This is a genomic window from Rhodopseudomonas sp. AAP120, from assembly GCF_001295845.1.
GTDB lineage: Bacteria > Pseudomonadota > Alphaproteobacteria > Rhizobiales > Xanthobacteraceae > Rhodopseudomonas.
On record NZ_LJIC01000015.1, the window covers coordinates 195,223 to 211,658 of the forward strand.

Here is a 16,436-nt window from a genome sequence, read left to right on the forward strand (position 1 = left end):
CGATTACTCCGCTGCCATCAGCCCGGTCGCGCAGGCCTGCAATTCCTTGCCGAGCCCGTCGATCGCATCGAGCTCGTCCATCACCTGTTCGAGCGGCCGGGCGTCTAACCGATAGCTGCCGTCGTCGAGCCGCACGGCTTCGGTATAGACGGCATCCGGACGCGACACCCGGAAGCGGTCGAGATCGCGTAGCACCGCACTTTCGGTCTCCGGATCGGCGGCCAGCTTCGCGACCTCCTCGGGCGATAGGTCGCGGGCAGCGGGCGCACCGACCCGCGGCTGTTGCGGCACCGTGTCAGGTTCGAGCCGGAAGCCGGCCCGGATGTTATTCGGGTCGTAGATCGCCACTTCGGCGCCGCCAGACGCACTGTAGCCGTCGACGCCGCGACGCTTCCAAAACTCGCGGGCGTATTCAGCGCCACTCATGTCACGGCCCCACGGCTCGCGCATGCGGGCATCGGTCAGGGCGTGCTTGAGCTTTCCGAGCAAGATGCCGGCCGGCGCCATCGGGCCGGACCCGTCCGAATTCAGCCGGACCATCGTCTCCGGCGTCACGATGTTGCCGCGGACATGCCACGGCCCGAGCAATTCGCCGCCGCGACCGGGGCCATAGAATTCGGCGCCCGACTTGCTCGCGCTGAGATAGACCGCCGGCCCGAGCACGTCGTTACTCTGCGCGCTATCCCTGAATTCGGTGAACTTGCCGCGCGTGGTCCCGTGCCAGAATTCCCGCGTCGTATCGAACGCGGCATCGACGGCACCGCGCGCCGCAGCGTCAGCGGCAGGCGTAGGCGCTGGCGCACTCTTTCGCTCGTAGCGCACCGAACCATCCGGCAGATCAGCACGGATGAACTCTGCATCGAAACGGGAGCGCATCGACGGCTTCAGCGGCAGTTTCACACCGGGCTGCAACTCGATTGCGTTGATCGCACCGCTCGCAATCGCATTGACGCGATATTCCCGCCCCGTCAGATCGCCGGTGCCTGGTTTGCGATGCTCGATCGCGGAAACGAGGTTGCCCGAAAACTCGATCTTGACGCCCGAACCACCTTGACCGATCGCGATGTCCTTGTTGTCGGCTACGAAAATGTTCGACGTCCAAACGCCATCGACATAGTTTGTCGCATCTTCGGCAAACAACTTTGCCGCGGCATCCGGCGATGTTTCGTGCCAGACCGTCTTGCCGAGCAGCGGCGTCGTCTCGAAACTTGAAGGCCCGATAGAAACCCGCTCGCGGATAGCGCGCGGCGCGACCGGAAACGGAGCCGCATCCGTCGCCCCCATCGCCGCGCGTTCTTCCGGCGAAGCCTCCGCAAGCCGACGCTCCCAATAGCTCGCCGCATCTTCGCCAGCCTGCGGCATCGCATCGAACCGCTCGACGTCGGGCATGTCGGCGTGACTAAGCGGGCGATAGTCGCGCTCGGCGGCCAGCGCCAGGTCGTCGATCGTCCGCGCGCCGGACGCCGTCGCCAGATCGCCGACATGCGCTGCCGGGAAGGCGTCGCCGGCCGTCACGCGCTCGCCCTTGGCCAGCGCCGTCAGCGCTTCGCTGACAGCGTCGCGGTGTGCCGCCTCGCCTGCTACTGTCGGGAACGGGTTGCCGGCAGCGAGCTGGGCTTCCGACGTCGCGACGTTCAGATCGTCGCGCGCCTCGGTCAGCAGCGGCCGGCGGCCGGCGCCGAGCAGCTTGCCCAGCGCGCCGAAGGCGCCGCCGATCGCGCCGCCCATCGCGGCGGCGCCGGCGATCTCGCCGGGGATCTCGCGCGACGATCCGGGCACCGCCGCCTCGCGCGCCTGAAACGACGACGCCGCGTTGATCGCCTCGGTGCCGGCGGCGAGCCCGGCGAATTCGGCGGCGCGCAGCAGGATGCCCGCCTCGCCGAGCCCGAGCGGAAGCGTCGCCAGCGTCACCGGGTCGGCGATGCCGCCCCACAGCGTTCCGAGCACGGTGCCGGCGGTGCCGCCCCACGTCGTCTCGCGTTTGTCGAGCGCCTTGGCGTCGTCATGGGCGGCAGCCATCCGCCGCCGCGTCATGGTCGCAATATCGTCTTCCGACAGCGGCAGCCAGCCGCCCTCCGGGTCCTTGTCGGCGATCTCGCCGATCTTCTTGTTGAGATCGTCCAGCGTCACCGCGCCGCCTAGGCCGTACAGCGGGAGCTGCACCCCGGCGCGCGCCTTGACGTCGTCGTAATAGCTCGCCAGCGCGCGCTCCCGCGCGTTGCTCTCGGCGAGCGCGCTGTTCCATTCCGAGGCGCGGCGCCAGGCGATATCCAGCGTCTCGCCGAAACCTGCCGGCAGATCGGCCGCCAAATGCCGGGAAGCGTCGGCCAGCACCGCATCCTGCGTTCCGCCGAACAGATCGAGGCTCATGGCAGCGGCATTCCGTTGTTGAACGGATCGACCGCCGGCGGCGCGCCGCGCGCCCGGTTGCGTAGATCGAGCACGAACGGCCTGCCGGCGGCGGTCGCGGCGTATTGCGGCGCGTCGTCGTTGCGGTTCACCTGAACCAGATAGCGGCCGTCTCCGAACGCCGTCAGCTTCGCCTGGGAGCGGACGTAGTCGGCGCCGATCGGCTTGCCGCCCGTGGTGCGCGCGTCGGCCAAGTCTGCGTCGGTCAGGCCCGTCAGCGTCGCGTCGAGATCGCGCTGGCTGGCGCCGCGCCACGGCGCCAGCACCGGCGCGCCGTTGTGCGCGAGCACGCCGCCGGTGACGTCTTCGGCCGCCTGCTTAATGCGCGCCGAATTGATTGATCCGCTGGTATCGTTGGCCTGCGCGGAGAGGAACGCGTAGCGCGCGTCGATCGCGGCGCTCATCGCTGCCAGCGGGCCTTCCGGATCGGTGCGCGCGGCGCGGTTGAACGCCGCGGCCGGCAGCAGCTCGTCCTTGCGCTTCTGCCACAGCAGCTTGTTGGCGCCGCTGTCCGGCACATAGCGATCGTCCGTCTTCTGCGCCTTGATGCCTTCGAGCAGGCTGGCGCCGAGCGTCGGATCGGCGGCGTGCAGCCCGGCCGCCAGCGTCAGCACCGGCATCGCCGATTTGTTGTCGTCGCCCGCCACCTGCCCGATGAAGGCGCGGAACGCCGGCGGCGGCAGCGAGGCGCCGGCAGTGCGCAGCAGCGCCGCCTTGTCATCGGCTGAGGCCGATGCCCAGCGATTGCGGAACGCCGCTTCCTCGGCCGGCTTGAGTACCTTGAACTCGCCCTGATAGTAGGCCTGCGCGGTCTGCGCATGGGCCGACCGCGCCACCAGCGACGCCGCGAAGGCCGGGTCGTCCGCCCGCGCCTGCGGATCGACCGTCACCGGCATGCCGATCAGCTTGGCGCGCTCGGCGAGGCCGACAGGATCGTTCGAGGCCCGCTTCCCGACATCCGCCAGCGTCTCCTTGAGCACGCCGAGGCGGTCGATTTCGTCCTGCGTCACCGGGCGCGAGCGCTGGTCGGCCTCGATCCGCGCGACGGTGTCGGCGAGCTGGGCCGGCGGCATCCGGTAGCCGGCGTCACGCACCGGCGCCATCCGCTCTTGAAACTGCGTCTTGGTCAGCCATTCGGCGGCCGAGCTGTCGCCGGCCTGCGCCGCCAGCGTGTTCCGGTGCAGCGCCGAGCCGTAGGCGACCGGGTCCGGGGTCTGCCCCTGCCGGAACATTTCGCCGAAGTCGGCGGCATCGCGCGAGGACGCGGCGTCGGCCTTGTACATCTGCCGGCGCGCCGCATCTTCCTGCGCGACCGCGGCCCCGACGGCGCCGGACGCCTGGTAGCGCGCGCTCGGCGACAGGCCGGCGGCGTTCATCGGTGCGCCGAGCGTTGTGTAGAGCCGCCCGACATAGTCGCGGGTTTCCTTGTAGTCGATCACGCTGGCGAACTGCTCGGCGGTGAAATGCGGGCCGAACTTCTCGTTCGCCGCCTGCAGCCAGCGGTCGGCGTTGCCGGGGCCGGCATTGTAGGCCGCCGCCATCACCGGCACGTCGCCGGCATAGCGCCGTCCCATCTGCATCCAGTAGTCGCGGCCCAGCTCGACCGACAAGCGGCTGCCGTTCTCGGTCAGCTTCGCGGTCAGCGCCGCATCGTCGAGCGCAGCCAGATCGTCGCGGCCACGGGCGCGCAGCAGATCGCGCGCGGTGCCCGGCATGATCTGGGCGAGGCCGGCGGCGCCCTTCGGGCTGATCGAGGCCGGATCGCCCGCGGTCTCGATCGCCAGAATGCCGCGATCGAAGATCAGCGACATCTGCGCCGGGTTCTGGACTATGCCGACGGTCGCGATGGCGCCGGCGCCGTTGCCGGTCGCGGCCGATCGCGTCAGGTCGCGGGTGATCAGCCCGTCGCGCTGAGCATGGGCCTGTTCGATCAGTTGCTGACGCTGCACCGCGCCGAGCCCGGGGAATTGCTCGGGATCGGCCAGCGCCGCGGCGGCCCCGTCCGGGTTGCTCATGATCGCGCTGCGGGCGCGGACGTAGTCGATCGTCGAGGCCGCAGTCAGCTTGCGCTTGACGGCGTCGGCCTGACTGATCACGCCGGTAGCGGCGTTGCGGTCGATCTCTTCGTTGAGGTTCTTCAGATACGCTTGCTGCTCGACCGGCGAAGGCGCAATGGCGGCGAGCGTGGTATATTCGTCGGTTTTGACGTCGAGCCCGCTGCGCTGGGCATCGACCATCCGCGACAGCGACGTGCGGTCGACGGCTGATTGCGCCGTCAGGCCGACGCGGCGCATCTGAAGCTGCGTCTTGGCGCGGATCTCCGGATCGGTGATCTGTTCGAGCGCGTCGGTCTCGGCCTGCTGGCGATCCTGCGCGAAGCCGCTCGACGCATTGAGATAGTCTTGAGAGTTTTCCCATTTCTGCTGCGCGCTCTGCAGCCGCGTCAGGTAGTCGGTGTGCGCGTTGGCCGCGACAGCTTCATTCTTGGCATTCGTCAGCGCGACAGAGAATGCCACCATCGCGCCGCCGGCCTGCTGCTCGGCACGGCCGAGCCCGGCCTGCGCCTCGCCGACCCGCGACAGCGCACCCGCTTCGCTCCCCATCGCTGCGGCGAGCCGATCCGAAGACGCGGCGAGGATCTGGCCGCCGGGCTGATCCGGCAACGCCTGAAGACCCAGCGCGCGCGGCGGCGTCGCGGACGGCTCGCCCGTCGAGATATAGATCGGGACCACCATCAGTACACTCCTCCAAGCCCGCCGCCGGTGCCGCCCGAGGTGCCGTACCAGCCGCTTCCGAACGAGCCAGAGGAGAACGATCCCTTGGCGGATTGCAGCCCTTTCCAGATGCCGGTCGCCCCCGTCACCAGCTCAGACATTGCCGATATCTGTGCGGCCTCCCCTTCCAGCGCCGCAGCGCGGATCGAAAACACACCGGCCTCGCCAGCATCGATGCCCGCAGTGAGATACTGGTTCGCCCGCATCAGCGCCGTCAGCTTGGCGCTGCGCATCCCGGCTTCGTTGGCGGCGATCGACGCCGTGGTTATCATGCTGTCGGCGGCGTCTTTGTGGGCGTTGGCGCGGATTAGCCGCGCGTCGACCTCCCCCTGCGCGGCGGTGAAACCGGCGAGCAGTAGTGGCGATCCGGTCGAGACGTCGATATTGCGGGCGCCGAGCCCGGCCTTCTGTTTCGCTTCAACACGCGCCAGCTTGTCGCGGAAGTTGTTTTCGTCGAAAACGCCCTTGGCATAGATCGTATCAGTCGCGAGGCGCGACAGGTCGACCTGCCGGGCGAGTAGATCGGCATTGATGCCGGCCTGCTCCGCCCGCACCGTCTCGGCGTCCGCCGACATCGCCGCCGAGCGCATCTGCCGACCGGCGGCGAAGTCGGCCGCCTGTCCCTTTAGCTCCGCTGCCGCTACCTGCGTCTGCCGGCCCTGATAGGCGGTCGCGGCGCCGAACACCTGCGATCCGATGCCGGCAGCGCTAGCGAGTGAGGAGACGTCGCACACGGCTAATCCTCCATCACCGACAGGTCGGGCGACAGGCCGAGCAGCGTGAACGGCAGCGCGTTGTCGCAAACCAGTTCGAGTGTCGCCTCCGGCCGGATTGGAGCCCGCATGGTGACACGCTTGCCGCCACTGAACAGCGACAGCGGCGCCCCGTAGTCGAGCGAGCCGGTTTCGAAGATCGGCTCGGGCTCACCGTCGTTGCACGAAACCGTACCGCCGGCGCTGTTGAGCACGTGTACCAGCGCGTGAGACGACCGCTTCATCTGGCCCCGGCTCGATCCGGCCGACGTCTTCAGGTCCTGCGGCAGAAGCCGCGCGCGAGCTACGATCGGCAGGCCAACCACAATATCGGAGGCCTCGCGTTCCAACGTGATGCCGCCAGCCCGCACTACGCGGCTGGCCTGCTGCGCGCCGTCGGCAAATACGGTTACGGTCTGGCCTTCGAGGTGATCGAGCCCGAGCAAGCTGACCGCCGGAACCCCGCTATAGGCAACGGCGCTGTCAACGAAACGCGCGCCTTCTGCTGTCGGAATATCCTGATCTCGCGGGTCGAAGAAATCGGCCAGGCGCTCGATGTAGCGCCGCGTCCGGCCGTTGATCGTCCGTCGGACGCTCAGATAAACGTCGCTCCTGGCCTCGTCCGAGGTCGGCACAGACATCAGCGCTTCGACATAGCCGTTTCGCATCGGGTGACGGTGCCACCCCACCACTTCATCCGATGGCAGCAAGGTGACGGCGATCAGCTTGCCGTCCTCGCAGCCGATCCACAGTACGCGGTGAGGGTCGCGCTGATAGGCCAGCGCCCGCGCGCGGCCGCGGAGGATGTGGCGCGCCGTCTTGGTTAGTTCCGACAGCGACAACGTCTCGCCGAGCTTGTCCAGACGCGCGAGGTGCAGCCGGCGGCGTGACCGGCCGATAAACACAACGCCTTCCGGAGTGATGACCGGAATGTGCGGCGCCGAACCCTCGGCGGTTTCCGGCGACGGCCGCACAGTGTCGATCGTCAGCGGATCGGTTAGGTTGGAGCCTCGCACGATCCACTCGCCGTCGCGGGTGCCAAGCACCAGCGCACCCATGAACGCCGCCCACACGATCTCGACGCTGGCCCCATCCGGAGAGGTAATGGCGAAGTGCAATGCGCTGTCATCGGAGCCGGGCATTTCCTGCATCGAATTGAACGCCTGCGGCTGCGACAGCCATAACTCGTCGTTGCGGATGTGCAGCAGACGGGTGTTGTTAGCGCGAACGATCTTCGGGTAGCCGTCGATCTCGTTCCAAGCACCGCGCCACCAGCGAAACGTCGGCTTGTTGTAAACGCTGGCCGGCACATAATTCAGCACAGTCGCGGACACAGACGTCGGACTGGTGTAGCCGGTGATCCGCACCAGCCCGTAGCCGGAATGCAGGTAGCGCCACGTCACCTTGTCGGACCCGGCGGACACATCTCCCTCGGTATGCACCGGAGCATTGATGCCGGCCGACGCCGCGTTGAGCGCTTGGTAGACGTTGCCGGCGTTGCGCCGGATCACATTGATCGGAACGCTCTCATTGGCGTTCCAAAGCGGCGTCATCGACAGGTCACTTTCGTCGAGACGCCAGATCAGTCCAACATCCTCTGGCCGGAACCGCGCATCATTGGCCGTCAGCGTCACATTGCCGACGACGTAGGATGACTGCACCGTTTTGGACTGATCGATATTCTGATCCGCCACCGGGCCGCCGTCCGGGTCGTAGCGCGAGATCGTCCAATCGAGATGAGCCCGCCGCGTGAGCAGCATCGGCGGATAGCCATCGCAGTCGAGATAGATCACATTGCCATAGGAAGCATAACGCAGGCTGGCGAGATCGTCCGACAGATATGGGATTTCCAGCTCGTAGGGATCGGCGACCGACGGCACCACGCCGCCATTGTAGACGATCCGCATCACCCCGCCGTTGAACACCAGCATGTAGCTGTCGGCGCCGGAATATCGGAACGGCACGAAGGCGCACAGCTCATCCTCCGCCTTGTGGGGGATGACGAAAGACGTTCCAGGCCGCCGCGTGATGCCGCCTTCCAACAGTGTGATGAAATTCTCGCAAGCCGCCAGCCCGGTCTGGTGCTTTGCCAGATCCGGTCGCTCGCGTAGTTCCGGCGAGATTTCGCCGGAGACGAAGGTGTTGCGCTCGACCAGGCCGGAAGCCTTCATCGGCCCCACCCGCGAACGAAGCGCGCCCTGATCCACGAGACGTCGCGCGAGATCGTCGATCCGGCTTTCTCGCGAGCATTGCGCCGCTGCGCGCCACCAACCTTGACGTCGCCGCGGGCGTCGAGCTGGGACGCAAGCGAGAAGCTGCGTGCCAGCGGCGCCGCGATTTTAGCTGCCAGCTTCAACGCGAAGGCGGTGCAGAATTCAGCATCCCACAGCGACACGTTCGTAACGCGGCGGGTATAGCAGACCAACGGCTCGGCCGAATTGCACACCAGAACTTGCGCCTCGATCTCGCTGGAGCCCGGCCGATACGAGCTTTCCAGCTCCCATTCGTCGGCGCCGAGATCCTTGACGAAGCGCACTGCGACGCAGTCGGCCGGGAGCGGAAAGCGGTTCTTGAGCGGGCCTTCGGACGGCACCGGGTCCTGCGACGGCCGCACCCACGCCTTGGCGAAATTCCACCAGTGCTCGCGCAGCACGTCGTCGCGGACGGAGCCAAAATGAATGCGGCAGGTGACGGCGCGGGCCGAGCCGTCGTCGAGGCTGGAAATCGGGTCCTCGCCGATATGATCGAGCGCGATCGAGGCGATGTCGGCTTCGGTGCGGGCGCGGTCGCTCATGGCAGGGTCCGGTCAGAGGGATGGCGGCCCCGGCGCAATTTCCGGGGACCGCCGGACGCAACGCAGCTCACGCCGCGGCGCGGTTCTTCACTTCGCGTAGTTGATCTCGAATTCGATGGTGCCGGCGCCGCTGGTGTCGGCGCCGGTCGTGCCGATGATGTCGAGCATGCCGCCCGGATCGGCGCTGTAGCCGGCGAGCTGCCAGGCGAACTTGCCGATGTCGCCGGCCGTCAGCGCCGCGAGCGGGTCCTTCGAGGCGGCCGAAGCGATATCGACCGCGCTCATCAGCGCCGCACCCTTGCTGTTCACCACGGCACCGTTCTTGCCAAACCCCAGCGAGAACGAGGTAAGGCCGGCGACGCCCCATGTTTTGAGGGTCGACGAGCGCAGCAGCCGCGCATTCGACGGCACCTGGCCGACGAACAGCGTCGTGGTCGAGCTGTCGCCGCTGGCGAAGATGAACTTCGAGTAGATGTTCTTGACGGTCGCTTCCGCCTTGATGGCGTTGACCGCGAGCACCGACGACGGGTCCTTGTAGCCGTCGCCATAGTACGTCTTGACAGCCATGCTGTGTCTCCATTGGCTTGATCCGGGGGCGGACACCGCCCGCGCGAAGCGGGCGGCGCCGTGCTACTTCTTGGTGACGATCTTCACGACCTTGGCGTCTTCCGACCGGGTCGCCCCGAGCCAGCGCTCCATGTAGATCTGCGGCCGGAACTTCTTGCCGACAGCCGGCCCGATGTTGATATCGAGCGGCGAGAACTCACCCCAGTGCATGCCGGACTTGCAGTACAGCGCCGAGGTGTAGTGCGTGCTGTCGTAGTCCGGCATGTTCTCGGTCGGGATGATCTTGACGTTGAGGATTTCCCGGACCTGCTTCTCTTCGAGCACCGCCTTGGAGCGGTAATCTTTGTTGACGTAGGTGATGTCGTTGTACAGATCTTCGATTTGCTGCGCGTTCATCGGCGCGAACAGTTGTTCGGTGTCGATGTCGACGTCGGCGGCCTGCAACAGGCGGATGCCGCGTACCAGCTTCTTGACGTTCATGCCGGTGTCGGTTGCGCCGTCGGACGAGCCGACTTCCTTCGCGACCGTCGAACCCGCCCACGCGGCGGTAGCACCGCCGTCCGCGCCGATCACCCGCGGGCCGAACAGCGCCGGGATGTAGATCGCCTTGTCGGGACCACGCTTCATCGCCGCGCCGGCGGACTGGACATATTCGCTCTGGTAGTCCGTGAGCGCCTTGATCCAGTCTTCCTTCTCGATGATCTTGCCCCACTCGGTCTGGCGGGGGCGGATCCACACCGGCTCGGTCTGGTTGTCGATGTTCGGGGTGTCGCCGCCGCGAGCGCCGTCGACGATGATGTCGGTCTTGCCGATCAGATCGAGGAGCTGCATCTGCCGGCCCTTGAGGCCGGGGCGATAGGTGAAGGTGTCCTCGAAACGGCTGTCGGTCTGCTGCACCACGAGCGCGACGTTGGCCGCGTAAGTGAGCTTATATTCGTCAGTGATCGGACCCATGGGTCTCATCTCCGGTCGAAACAACGGGACGGGTTTGTTTCGGCCAGGACGCGGCTGAAGGATCAGCGGGCCTGCCTATCGTTTTGCGCCTGCGATCGGCGACGGGACTTTCCCGCCAGCAGCCGGGCTCGCCGGGGAGAAGCGAGACGCGGGCTCAAGCGGCGGCCGGTGCGGCCGCCCTCCCCCTGACACGACGCAACGCTAAGCGAGCGCCGCGCCCGTCAACCGGGCGCGGCGGAGGAAATCAGGCGAATTCGATGTAGTCGGACGGGTCCATCCGCGGCGTCGCCCTGATGATCTCGACCAGCCGGCCGTCGGCGAACCGCAGCAGCCAGTCGCGACCGAGCACCCGGAACACCGCATCCGGAACGTCGTGCTCCTGCTCGTTCAGCGGATGCTCCGGCGGGATCGCCATCCAGCCGTGCTGGCGCGCCTCGTAGGGCACCGCCCGATGGACCGCCTCGCTCAGCGAGCGAACACGCTCCTTGGCGAACGCCTGCGCGTCCTCCGGGCCGCGCCGCGCGATGCGGGCCTCGCGCGCCTTGCGGCGCTTGTCGGCCGCGGCCTGCGCGGCGGCGGCGCGCTCGGCTTCCTGCTTCGCCACCAGCTCGCGCGCCTTCGCCTCAATCCGGGCTTCTTCTTCAGCGGCCTTCAACTTGGCGGCTTCTTCCTCCGCGGCCTTCAGCTTCGCAGCTTCTTCCTCCGCGGCCTTCAACTTGGCGGCGGCGTCCGGGTCGGGGGTCTGGTTCGTGTCGTCGACCATCATCGGTCTCCCTTGCTACCCGGCATTGCCGGCTTCGAGCTTGATCAGGCGCTGGCGCTTGGCCGTGTAGTCGGCGTGCAGCGGGTCGCGCGGGTTGTTGAGGACCTTGATGAATTCGGGGTCCTTCTCCAGCGCCAGGCGTTCGAGCCGCGCCTCGCCGGGCGTCATCGCCGAGCGACCGCCTTCGGCGCCGTCGCCGACCAGCGGCGCTTCGCCCATCCGCTTGCCGAGGCCGTGGAACAGCTTCAGCAGCTCGACCGAGCCGCCCTTGCCGTCGGGACCCGCCAGCGCCTTTTCCAGCGCCGTCGATGCGGCTTCGGACAGGCCGACGCCGCGCGCCGCGCGCTTCGCCAGTTCGAGGTTGGTATCGTAGGAACTACCCCATTCACTGCGCAGCGCTTCGCTCGCAGCCTTGGCGGCGGCTTCCTGTTCGGTCCGCGCCTGCGCCTCGGCATCGGCGATGCGCTGGCTCATCATCTGCGCCACGCCGTTGTAGATGCCGTTCGCGGCCGACAGCGGAACGCGGTGCTCGTGCGCCAGCTTCTTGAAGCCGTCGAGCAGCGTCGGGTCGGCGTTGAAGTTCTTCAGCTCCTTCGACGGCTCGACCTTGTAGTCCTCGACCTTCTCGGTCCAGCCGAGTTCGGACCAGCCCTTCCAGCCCGACAAGTTGGCCGGGTCCGGCTTCTCGATCACGTTGCGCGAGCGCGCCATCGCCTCGGCTTCTGCGCCGTATTTCAGCGCGGCGTTGAGATCGGTGAAGTTGTGGCCCTTGGCGAACAGCGCCGCCTCGTCGGACAGGCCGAGTTCGGGCTTGGCGTACCACGCCACGTCGCCGCCGGCGGGCGGAGACGTCTCGCCGCCGGTCGGCGGTGGATTGTTCGGTTCGTCGGTCATCGCGTAGTCCTCTCGCTGGTGGTGGGTGCAGCCTTTTCAAGCAGCGCGTAGATCTTCTCGAATGGAACGTTGGCCTGTTCGATCAGCTCGATCGCGAGCTGGCGCCGGCCCTCGTTGATGCCGTCGCCGAACACGTCGCCAGGGATGCGGGCGGGCTGGCTGTAGACGCCGCCGCGCAGCGCGATATCCGCGAGGACGTGCGTCAGCTCGCCAACCGCCGACCATTCGCGCAGGACGGAGAGACGGCCAGCCGCTCGCGGCCAGCGTTGCGCCATCAGGCGGATCAGCGCGTCCCTCATTTGCCGCCCCGCCCGTCCGCAAGCGTCGCGGCCTGCCGCGCATGGGCGACGTCCGCCATTACCCCGCCCGCCTGTTCGGCGAGCTGCATCTGCATCATCGCCCGCTGCTGCTGCCCGCGCGCCTCGCGCGCCTGGGCCACGGCGCGCGGATCGCGGATCAGCGCCGGATTATCGGTCATGCCGTCGTGCATCAGCCGCACCACTTCGTCGATATCGACGTTGTCGCGCGCCTCCGGGAAGGCTTCCGACAGCCCGATCACCGACTGCGCAAACGACAGCGCCGAGCGCGCGCTGCCGATCTTCTGCGCCTTGGCGAGCGGCGAGACGTAGTCGATGTCGATCCGCTGGCCGTTGAGCTCCGGCGGCGCCGGCGGCAACTGTCCGGCGCGCGACAAAATCTGATAGCGGCGCTGGATGAACGGCGTCAGCCCGCCGGTCTGGATGTTCACGAGGTTCGGCGCGGCTTGCTCGAGCTGCTGCTGCGAGAAGCCGTTGAACTCGGTGGCGGTCATCTGCGGCCGGTTGAGGAGCTGCAGCACCGAGAACAGGAAGGCGTTGCGGATCGCATTGCGGCGCTGCTCCGACAATTGCAGAGACAGCACCGGCTGCTGCTTGCGCTCCAGCACTTCGACGAGCCGCTTGCCCTGCTCGCTCATGCCGCCGTGCAGCGCCGCATTCGGCACGATATCGGCCGCCGTCAGCATGCTGTTCTCGTCGAGCAGGATCGGCGGCTCGGCGGCGAACTGCGCCGCGACGATGTGCGAGCGTTCCTGCTCCTGCAGCATCGCGGCGTCGGCGCGAACCATGTGGCCGGGGCCGGTCGGATACGGGCTGCCGTCGCGCTCGTTCCACACCGGGATGAAGAACGGGAATTCGTAGTAACCGTCGTCGAGCCGCATCTCCTTGAGGTCCGGCGAGACGTAGCTCGACAGATACGACATGCCGCGCGGACCGATCATGCCGGGGCGATAATCGAGGTTCGGCCGCACCGAATGAACGAGGCTGTAAGACTTGTCGTCGTCGAGCGTCAGGCGGCGGACACGGTCGCCGAACTTGGACTTGATCTGGTTTCCGCGCAGCTTGAACTCGCGGTGCGCGGTGTTGTACTCGCCCTCGGCATCGACATCGAGATACATCTGCCCGATCGGCAGCGAGCGGTCGATGATGCGCTGGCGGCCGATATCTTCCTGGCTGTACAGCACGCCGAAGCCGAAGGCGCCGAGATTGCCGAACCACGGCATCACCTGCGTGTAGTAGCGCGACACCGATGGGCCGAGCGACGCATAGATGATGTTGGTGACGGTGTGGCACCAGTCCTTCACCGGCCGGTACTTCGCCAGATCGGGGTTCGCGATCGTGATCTCGAACCAGCGGTTGGCTGGATTGGACGCCTGCTTGAACAACCCCTTGGCGAAGTCGTCGAGCGCATAGAGCGGCGTGCTGTCGAACAGCTCGGCGTCGGACAGGTCGCGCTTGGCAGATCGCCCGTCGACGCGCTCGGCGCTGGAAAAGTCCTGATCGTCCGGCCGTAGCATCCGCGCCAGATCGCGCCACACCGGCTCCTCGCGCCGGCGCCGCTCGCGCAGCTTGTCGTGCGCCTTCAGGACCTCGGCGGACGCTTCGCTCACGAGCCGACCCCGCCGAGCAGCGTTGCATAGCCGACCGGCGGCGGCGCAAGCTGATCGGCCGCCGTGGGGCGCTGCAGCCCGAGCGCCTTGAGCCGACGCATCCGCGCTTCGGATGCCGAGCGCGCCTGCGCGCTGTCGGCGGCCACGGCGCTTTCCGAGAGCGCCTTCATCGCCTCCTGCTGCGCCTTCAGCGCCGCGGCGGCTTCGTCCTGCGACTTCTTGTTGACCGCGTCCAGATCAGCCTTCGCGGCGGCTTGCTGCTCCGCCATCAGCGCTTGCTGCTCGGCGAGCTGCTTCTGTTGCTGGACGTTGGTTTCCGAGAGCTGCTGATTGGCCTGTACCTGCTGCTGGCTCTTGGTCTGCGTAACCGCCGCAACTCCGGTGCCAACCGCCGCGGCGATCAACGAAATTGGATCACACATCCCTACCCCCATTGCTGGTCCAGACGAACCGGGTGAACTCCTCGCCGCCGCGCCCGCACTGCGCCTCGATCCCGGAAGCACGGAAGCCGAGGCGCCGCAGCATGTCGCCGGCCGCCGTGTGACGCGTCATCACGCTGCACTCGGCGCGGCGGGCATTCGGCCGCAGCACCTCGGGCACGAAGTGTCGGACGCCGAAAACAAACACGGTTCGCGATACGTCATCCCAGCGATCCGTCGAGATCCGGTGCAGTTGCGCCAGGCCGTCGCCACCCCGGTAGGCGGCCAGGATGGTCTGAGCCTCACCGTCCGGGGTGCAGATAGCGAACCGTCCGATCACCAGCGGCGTGAGCTGCAGCAGCAGATCGGCCAGCGCCGCGCCGCTGCTGTGGGGCAGCCGGGCGAACTGCTCCGCACGATCCTCCGGCCGCAGCCGGCCGCAGACGCGGATGATGTCCTCCATGGTGGCATCGCGGACGTTGCGCATCACCGCCCTCCGAACACGCGCCGCCGCGGGGCCTCGCGCGCCCGCTCGCGGCGCTTGTCGCGCTCGCGCTGCATGTCGGTGGTGCGGCGCTTCGCGGCCTCGCTGCCGCATTCCATCATCGCGTACTGCTCGGCATCGGCGACGTGGGTATCGAACGTCGGCATCACACTCGTCAGCTCGTTCGAGCCGCGCAGCTTGCGGAACTGATAGGTCTGGCGCTTGCCGCGGATCAGCCCGGTGCAGGACGGGTCGAGCAGATAGCCGGGGCGAGCCGGCCCGAGATGCAGTGACAGCTTGCCGCGCACCGCCGACCAGCGCCTGCCGGTTTCGTTCGAGGCGGCGAGGTGCACCTTGCGGCCGAGCGCCTTGGCGAGACGCTGGCGATCCGAGCCCTTGGACACACGCTGTTCGGTCGCAGCGTCGTTGTCCTTGTCCTCACCCGCCACCATCGCCGGGTCGCAGACGTCGTGAAAATCGCAGCCGCGGAAGTCGCGCGCTTCGAGCGCCAGCATCGCCGCCGCCAGCTCCTCCGGGCCGCCGCGCTCCAGCGCGATTTCCCGCAGGGTGCGCCACTGGCCGTCGCGCATCTCCTGCCCGTACACCGCAGACGGCGTCAGGCCACCGTCGATGCCGACCACCACCGGCAACGCCGGATCGGGCTGCAGCGTCGCCTTCGACAGGTGCACGTTGTCGTCGTATTGCGGATAGACCAGATCGGTTGCGCGAGTGACGCCGGGGATCGCGTGCACCATGCGGCGCACGTACCACGGGTTGTCGGCGTTGGCGGCGATGATCTGTTCGTAGTAAGCGCGGTCGCCGCCATGCGCCTGCAAATTCTCTGCGCCCTCATCCATGCCGCCGGGCTGGCGGTACAGGTGATAAGGCAGCGCGCATTTCTCGTAGAACGTCTCGTAGGTCCAGTTCAGCACGTCCGGCGCGTTCATGTCGCCGAAGATGCGGCCGAGGCGCTTCGTCACCTCGCGCGGCGGCTCACGGCCGACAGCGCGGCCGAGACCGATCAGCAGCTCTTTCGGTAGCGTGTCCATCTCGCCGAGCTGCACATCGGTGAATTCGAGGCCGCGCAGATCCTCCGGATCAGCATCCTCGCCGTGCGCAAGGAAGTCGGTGGTCATCTGGATCAGCCCGTACTTATCTTTGAAGTTCAGCACGTGGCGCGCCGCCCGCGGGCTGGCGCCGGCCCACTCGGACCCGGGAAAATCCTTAGGGAAAAGCTTCCAGTGCGACGGGATTGCGGATTTCCACAAAGCATCGTACTTCTGTCTGAAGTTGCCGAGCTTGTAGCGACGCACCCCGTCTGCACCGGGATAGATCCTTTGGGCCTCGACCAATCCCTTTTTCTCGCTGGCGATCGTTTTGCCGCTGCCCACCGGGCCGCAGAGGCAACTAATCGGATGCGTTCCGAGAATGTAGGCGTCGCTGATCGGCCCCGCGCTCCGCAGCAGGTTCACCCGCCCGGTTTTCTCCCCCTTGTGGATTTGCTCGACGAGATCAGGGCGCGCGCGGCGCAGCTCATCGTCGGCCTCCAGGTAGCTCATCTGGTTTTTGTACGGATCGGCATTGCCGAGCGCATCGGCGAGCGACGTATCCGCTAGAGGCAGCGCAGCGGTCATCGGCGCTGCTCCCCCCGCCCCCGGTCGGCAGAACAAATCTCGCGTGCCCTTCGATCGGCCGCAGG

14 protein-coding genes are annotated in these 16,436 nt (G+C 67.4%); all 14 read right to left on the minus strand.

Annotated features, from left to right (window positions below; all coding sequences use genetic code 11):
- Positions 1–3: 3 nt before the first annotated feature.
- Complete coding sequence (locus IP86_RS02945; RefSeq protein WP_054161013.1) at positions 4–2,370, minus strand: hypothetical protein; 2,367 nt, start codon at positions 2,368–2,370, stop codon at positions 4–6.
- Positions 2,367–5,144, minus strand: coding sequence for a transglycosylase SLT domain-containing protein (locus IP86_RS02950; RefSeq protein WP_054161014.1), 2,778 nt, complete (start codon positions 5,142–5,144; stop codon positions 2,367–2,369). Before IP86_RS02950 ends, IP86_RS02945 begins: the two co-directional genes overlap by 4 nt.
- Positions 5,144–5,917, minus strand: coding sequence for a hypothetical protein (locus IP86_RS02955; RefSeq protein WP_156332365.1), 774 nt, complete (start codon positions 5,915–5,917; stop codon positions 5,144–5,146). The genes IP86_RS02950 and IP86_RS02955 overlap by 1 nt, the downstream gene beginning before the upstream one ends.
- Before the next feature lie 2 nt (positions 5,918–5,919).
- Complete coding sequence (locus IP86_RS02960) at positions 5,920–8,106, minus strand: phage tail protein (protein ID WP_054161016.1); 2,187 nt, start codon at positions 8,104–8,106, stop codon at positions 5,920–5,922.
- Positions 8,103–8,729: a phage connector family protein gene (locus IP86_RS02965; protein ID WP_054161017.1), complete on the minus strand. Its 627-nt coding sequence runs from the start codon at positions 8,727–8,729 to the stop codon at positions 8,103–8,105. The genes IP86_RS02960 and IP86_RS02965 overlap by 4 nt, the downstream gene beginning before the upstream one ends.
- An 87-nt stretch (positions 8,730–8,816) precedes the next feature.
- Positions 8,817–9,296, minus strand: a complete 480-nt coding sequence (locus tag IP86_RS02970) for a hypothetical protein (RefSeq protein ID WP_054161018.1) — start codon at positions 9,294–9,296, stop codon at positions 8,817–8,819.
- 63 nt (positions 9,297–9,359) lie between these two features.
- Positions 9,360–10,250, minus strand: coding sequence for a phage capsid protein (locus IP86_RS02975; RefSeq protein WP_054161019.1), 891 nt, complete (start codon positions 10,248–10,250; stop codon positions 9,360–9,362).
- A 244-nt stretch (positions 10,251–10,494) separates the two neighbouring features.
- Positions 10,495–11,013 carry a hypothetical protein gene (locus tag IP86_RS02980; protein ID WP_156332366.1) on the minus strand — a complete coding sequence of 173 codons (519 nt, stop codon included), beginning with the start codon at positions 11,011–11,013 and terminating at the stop codon, positions 10,495–10,497.
- A gap of 15 nt (positions 11,014–11,028) precedes the next feature.
- Positions 11,029–11,907, minus strand: coding sequence for a hypothetical protein (locus tag IP86_RS02985; RefSeq protein WP_054161021.1), 879 nt, complete (start codon positions 11,905–11,907; stop codon positions 11,029–11,031).
- Entirely contained in the window at positions 11,904–12,206 is a 303-nt protein-coding gene (locus IP86_RS02990) for a hypothetical protein (protein ID WP_054161022.1), read from the minus strand. Before IP86_RS02990 ends, IP86_RS02985 begins: the two co-directional genes overlap by 4 nt.
- Entirely contained in the window at positions 12,203–13,834 is a 1,632-nt protein-coding gene (locus IP86_RS02995) for a portal protein (protein WP_054161023.1), read from the minus strand. Before IP86_RS02995 ends, IP86_RS02990 begins: the two co-directional genes overlap by 4 nt.
- On the minus strand, positions 13,831–14,256 hold the full coding sequence (locus IP86_RS28480; RefSeq protein WP_156332367.1) for a hypothetical protein: 426 nt from the start codon (positions 14,254–14,256) through the stop codon (positions 13,831–13,833). The genes IP86_RS02995 and IP86_RS28480 overlap by 4 nt, the downstream gene beginning before the upstream one ends.
- Positions 14,249–14,740 (minus strand): hypothetical protein, encoded by a 492-nt coding sequence (locus IP86_RS03005; protein ID WP_054161025.1) that lies wholly within the window; start codon positions 14,738–14,740, stop codon positions 14,249–14,251. Before IP86_RS03005 ends, IP86_RS28480 begins: the two co-directional genes overlap by 8 nt.
- Positions 14,740–16,371 carry a hypothetical protein gene (locus IP86_RS03010; protein ID WP_054161026.1) on the minus strand — a complete coding sequence of 544 codons (1,632 nt, stop codon included), beginning with the start codon at positions 16,369–16,371 and terminating at the stop codon, positions 14,740–14,742. The genes IP86_RS03005 and IP86_RS03010 overlap by 1 nt, the downstream gene beginning before the upstream one ends.
- Positions 16,372–16,436: the final 65 nt, after the last annotated feature.

What these genes read in the sequence shown, in the direction of transcription:
- IP86_RS02945 (WP_054161013.1), bottom strand. Translation starts at nt 2,370, where the DNA reads ATGAGCCTCGATCTGTTCGGCGGAACGCAGGATGCGGTGCTGGCCGAC.
- IP86_RS02950 (WP_054161014.1), bottom strand. Translation starts at nt 5,144, where the DNA reads ATGGTGGTCCCGATCTATATCTCGACGGGCGAGCCGTCCGCGACGCCG.
- IP86_RS02960 (WP_054161016.1), bottom strand. Translation starts at nt 8,106, where the DNA reads ATGAAGGCTTCCGGCCTGGTCGAGCGCAACACCTTCGTCTCCGGCGAA.
- IP86_RS02965 (WP_054161017.1), bottom strand. Translation starts at nt 8,729, where the DNA reads ATGAGCGACCGCGCCCGCACCGAAGCCGACATCGCCTCGATCGCGCTC.
- IP86_RS02970 (WP_054161018.1), bottom strand. Translation starts at nt 9,296, where the DNA reads ATGGCTGTCAAGACGTACTATGGCGACGGCTACAAGGACCCGTCGTCG.
- IP86_RS02975 (WP_054161019.1), bottom strand. Translation starts at nt 10,250, where the DNA reads ATGGGTCCGATCACTGACGAATATAAGCTCACTTACGCGGCCAACGTC.
- IP86_RS02980 (WP_156332366.1), bottom strand. Translation starts at nt 11,013, where the DNA reads ATGGTCGACGACACGAACCAGACCCCCGACCCGGACGCCGCCGCCAAG.
- IP86_RS02985 (WP_054161021.1), bottom strand. Translation starts at nt 11,907, where the DNA reads ATGACCGACGAACCGAACAATCCACCGCCGACCGGCGGCGAGACGTCT.
- IP86_RS02990 (WP_054161022.1), bottom strand. Translation starts at nt 12,206, where the DNA reads ATGAGGGACGCGCTGATCCGCCTGATGGCGCAACGCTGGCCGCGAGCG.
- IP86_RS28480 (WP_156332367.1), bottom strand. Translation starts at nt 14,256, where the DNA reads ATGTGTGATCCAATTTCGTTGATCGCCGCGGCGGTTGGCACCGGAGTT.
- IP86_RS03005 (WP_054161025.1), bottom strand. Translation starts at nt 14,740, where the DNA reads ATGCGCAACGTCCGCGATGCCACCATGGAGGACATCATCCGCGTCTGC.
- IP86_RS03010 (WP_054161026.1), bottom strand. Translation starts at nt 16,371, where the DNA reads ATGACCGCTGCGCTGCCTCTAGCGGATACGTCGCTCGCCGATGCGCTC.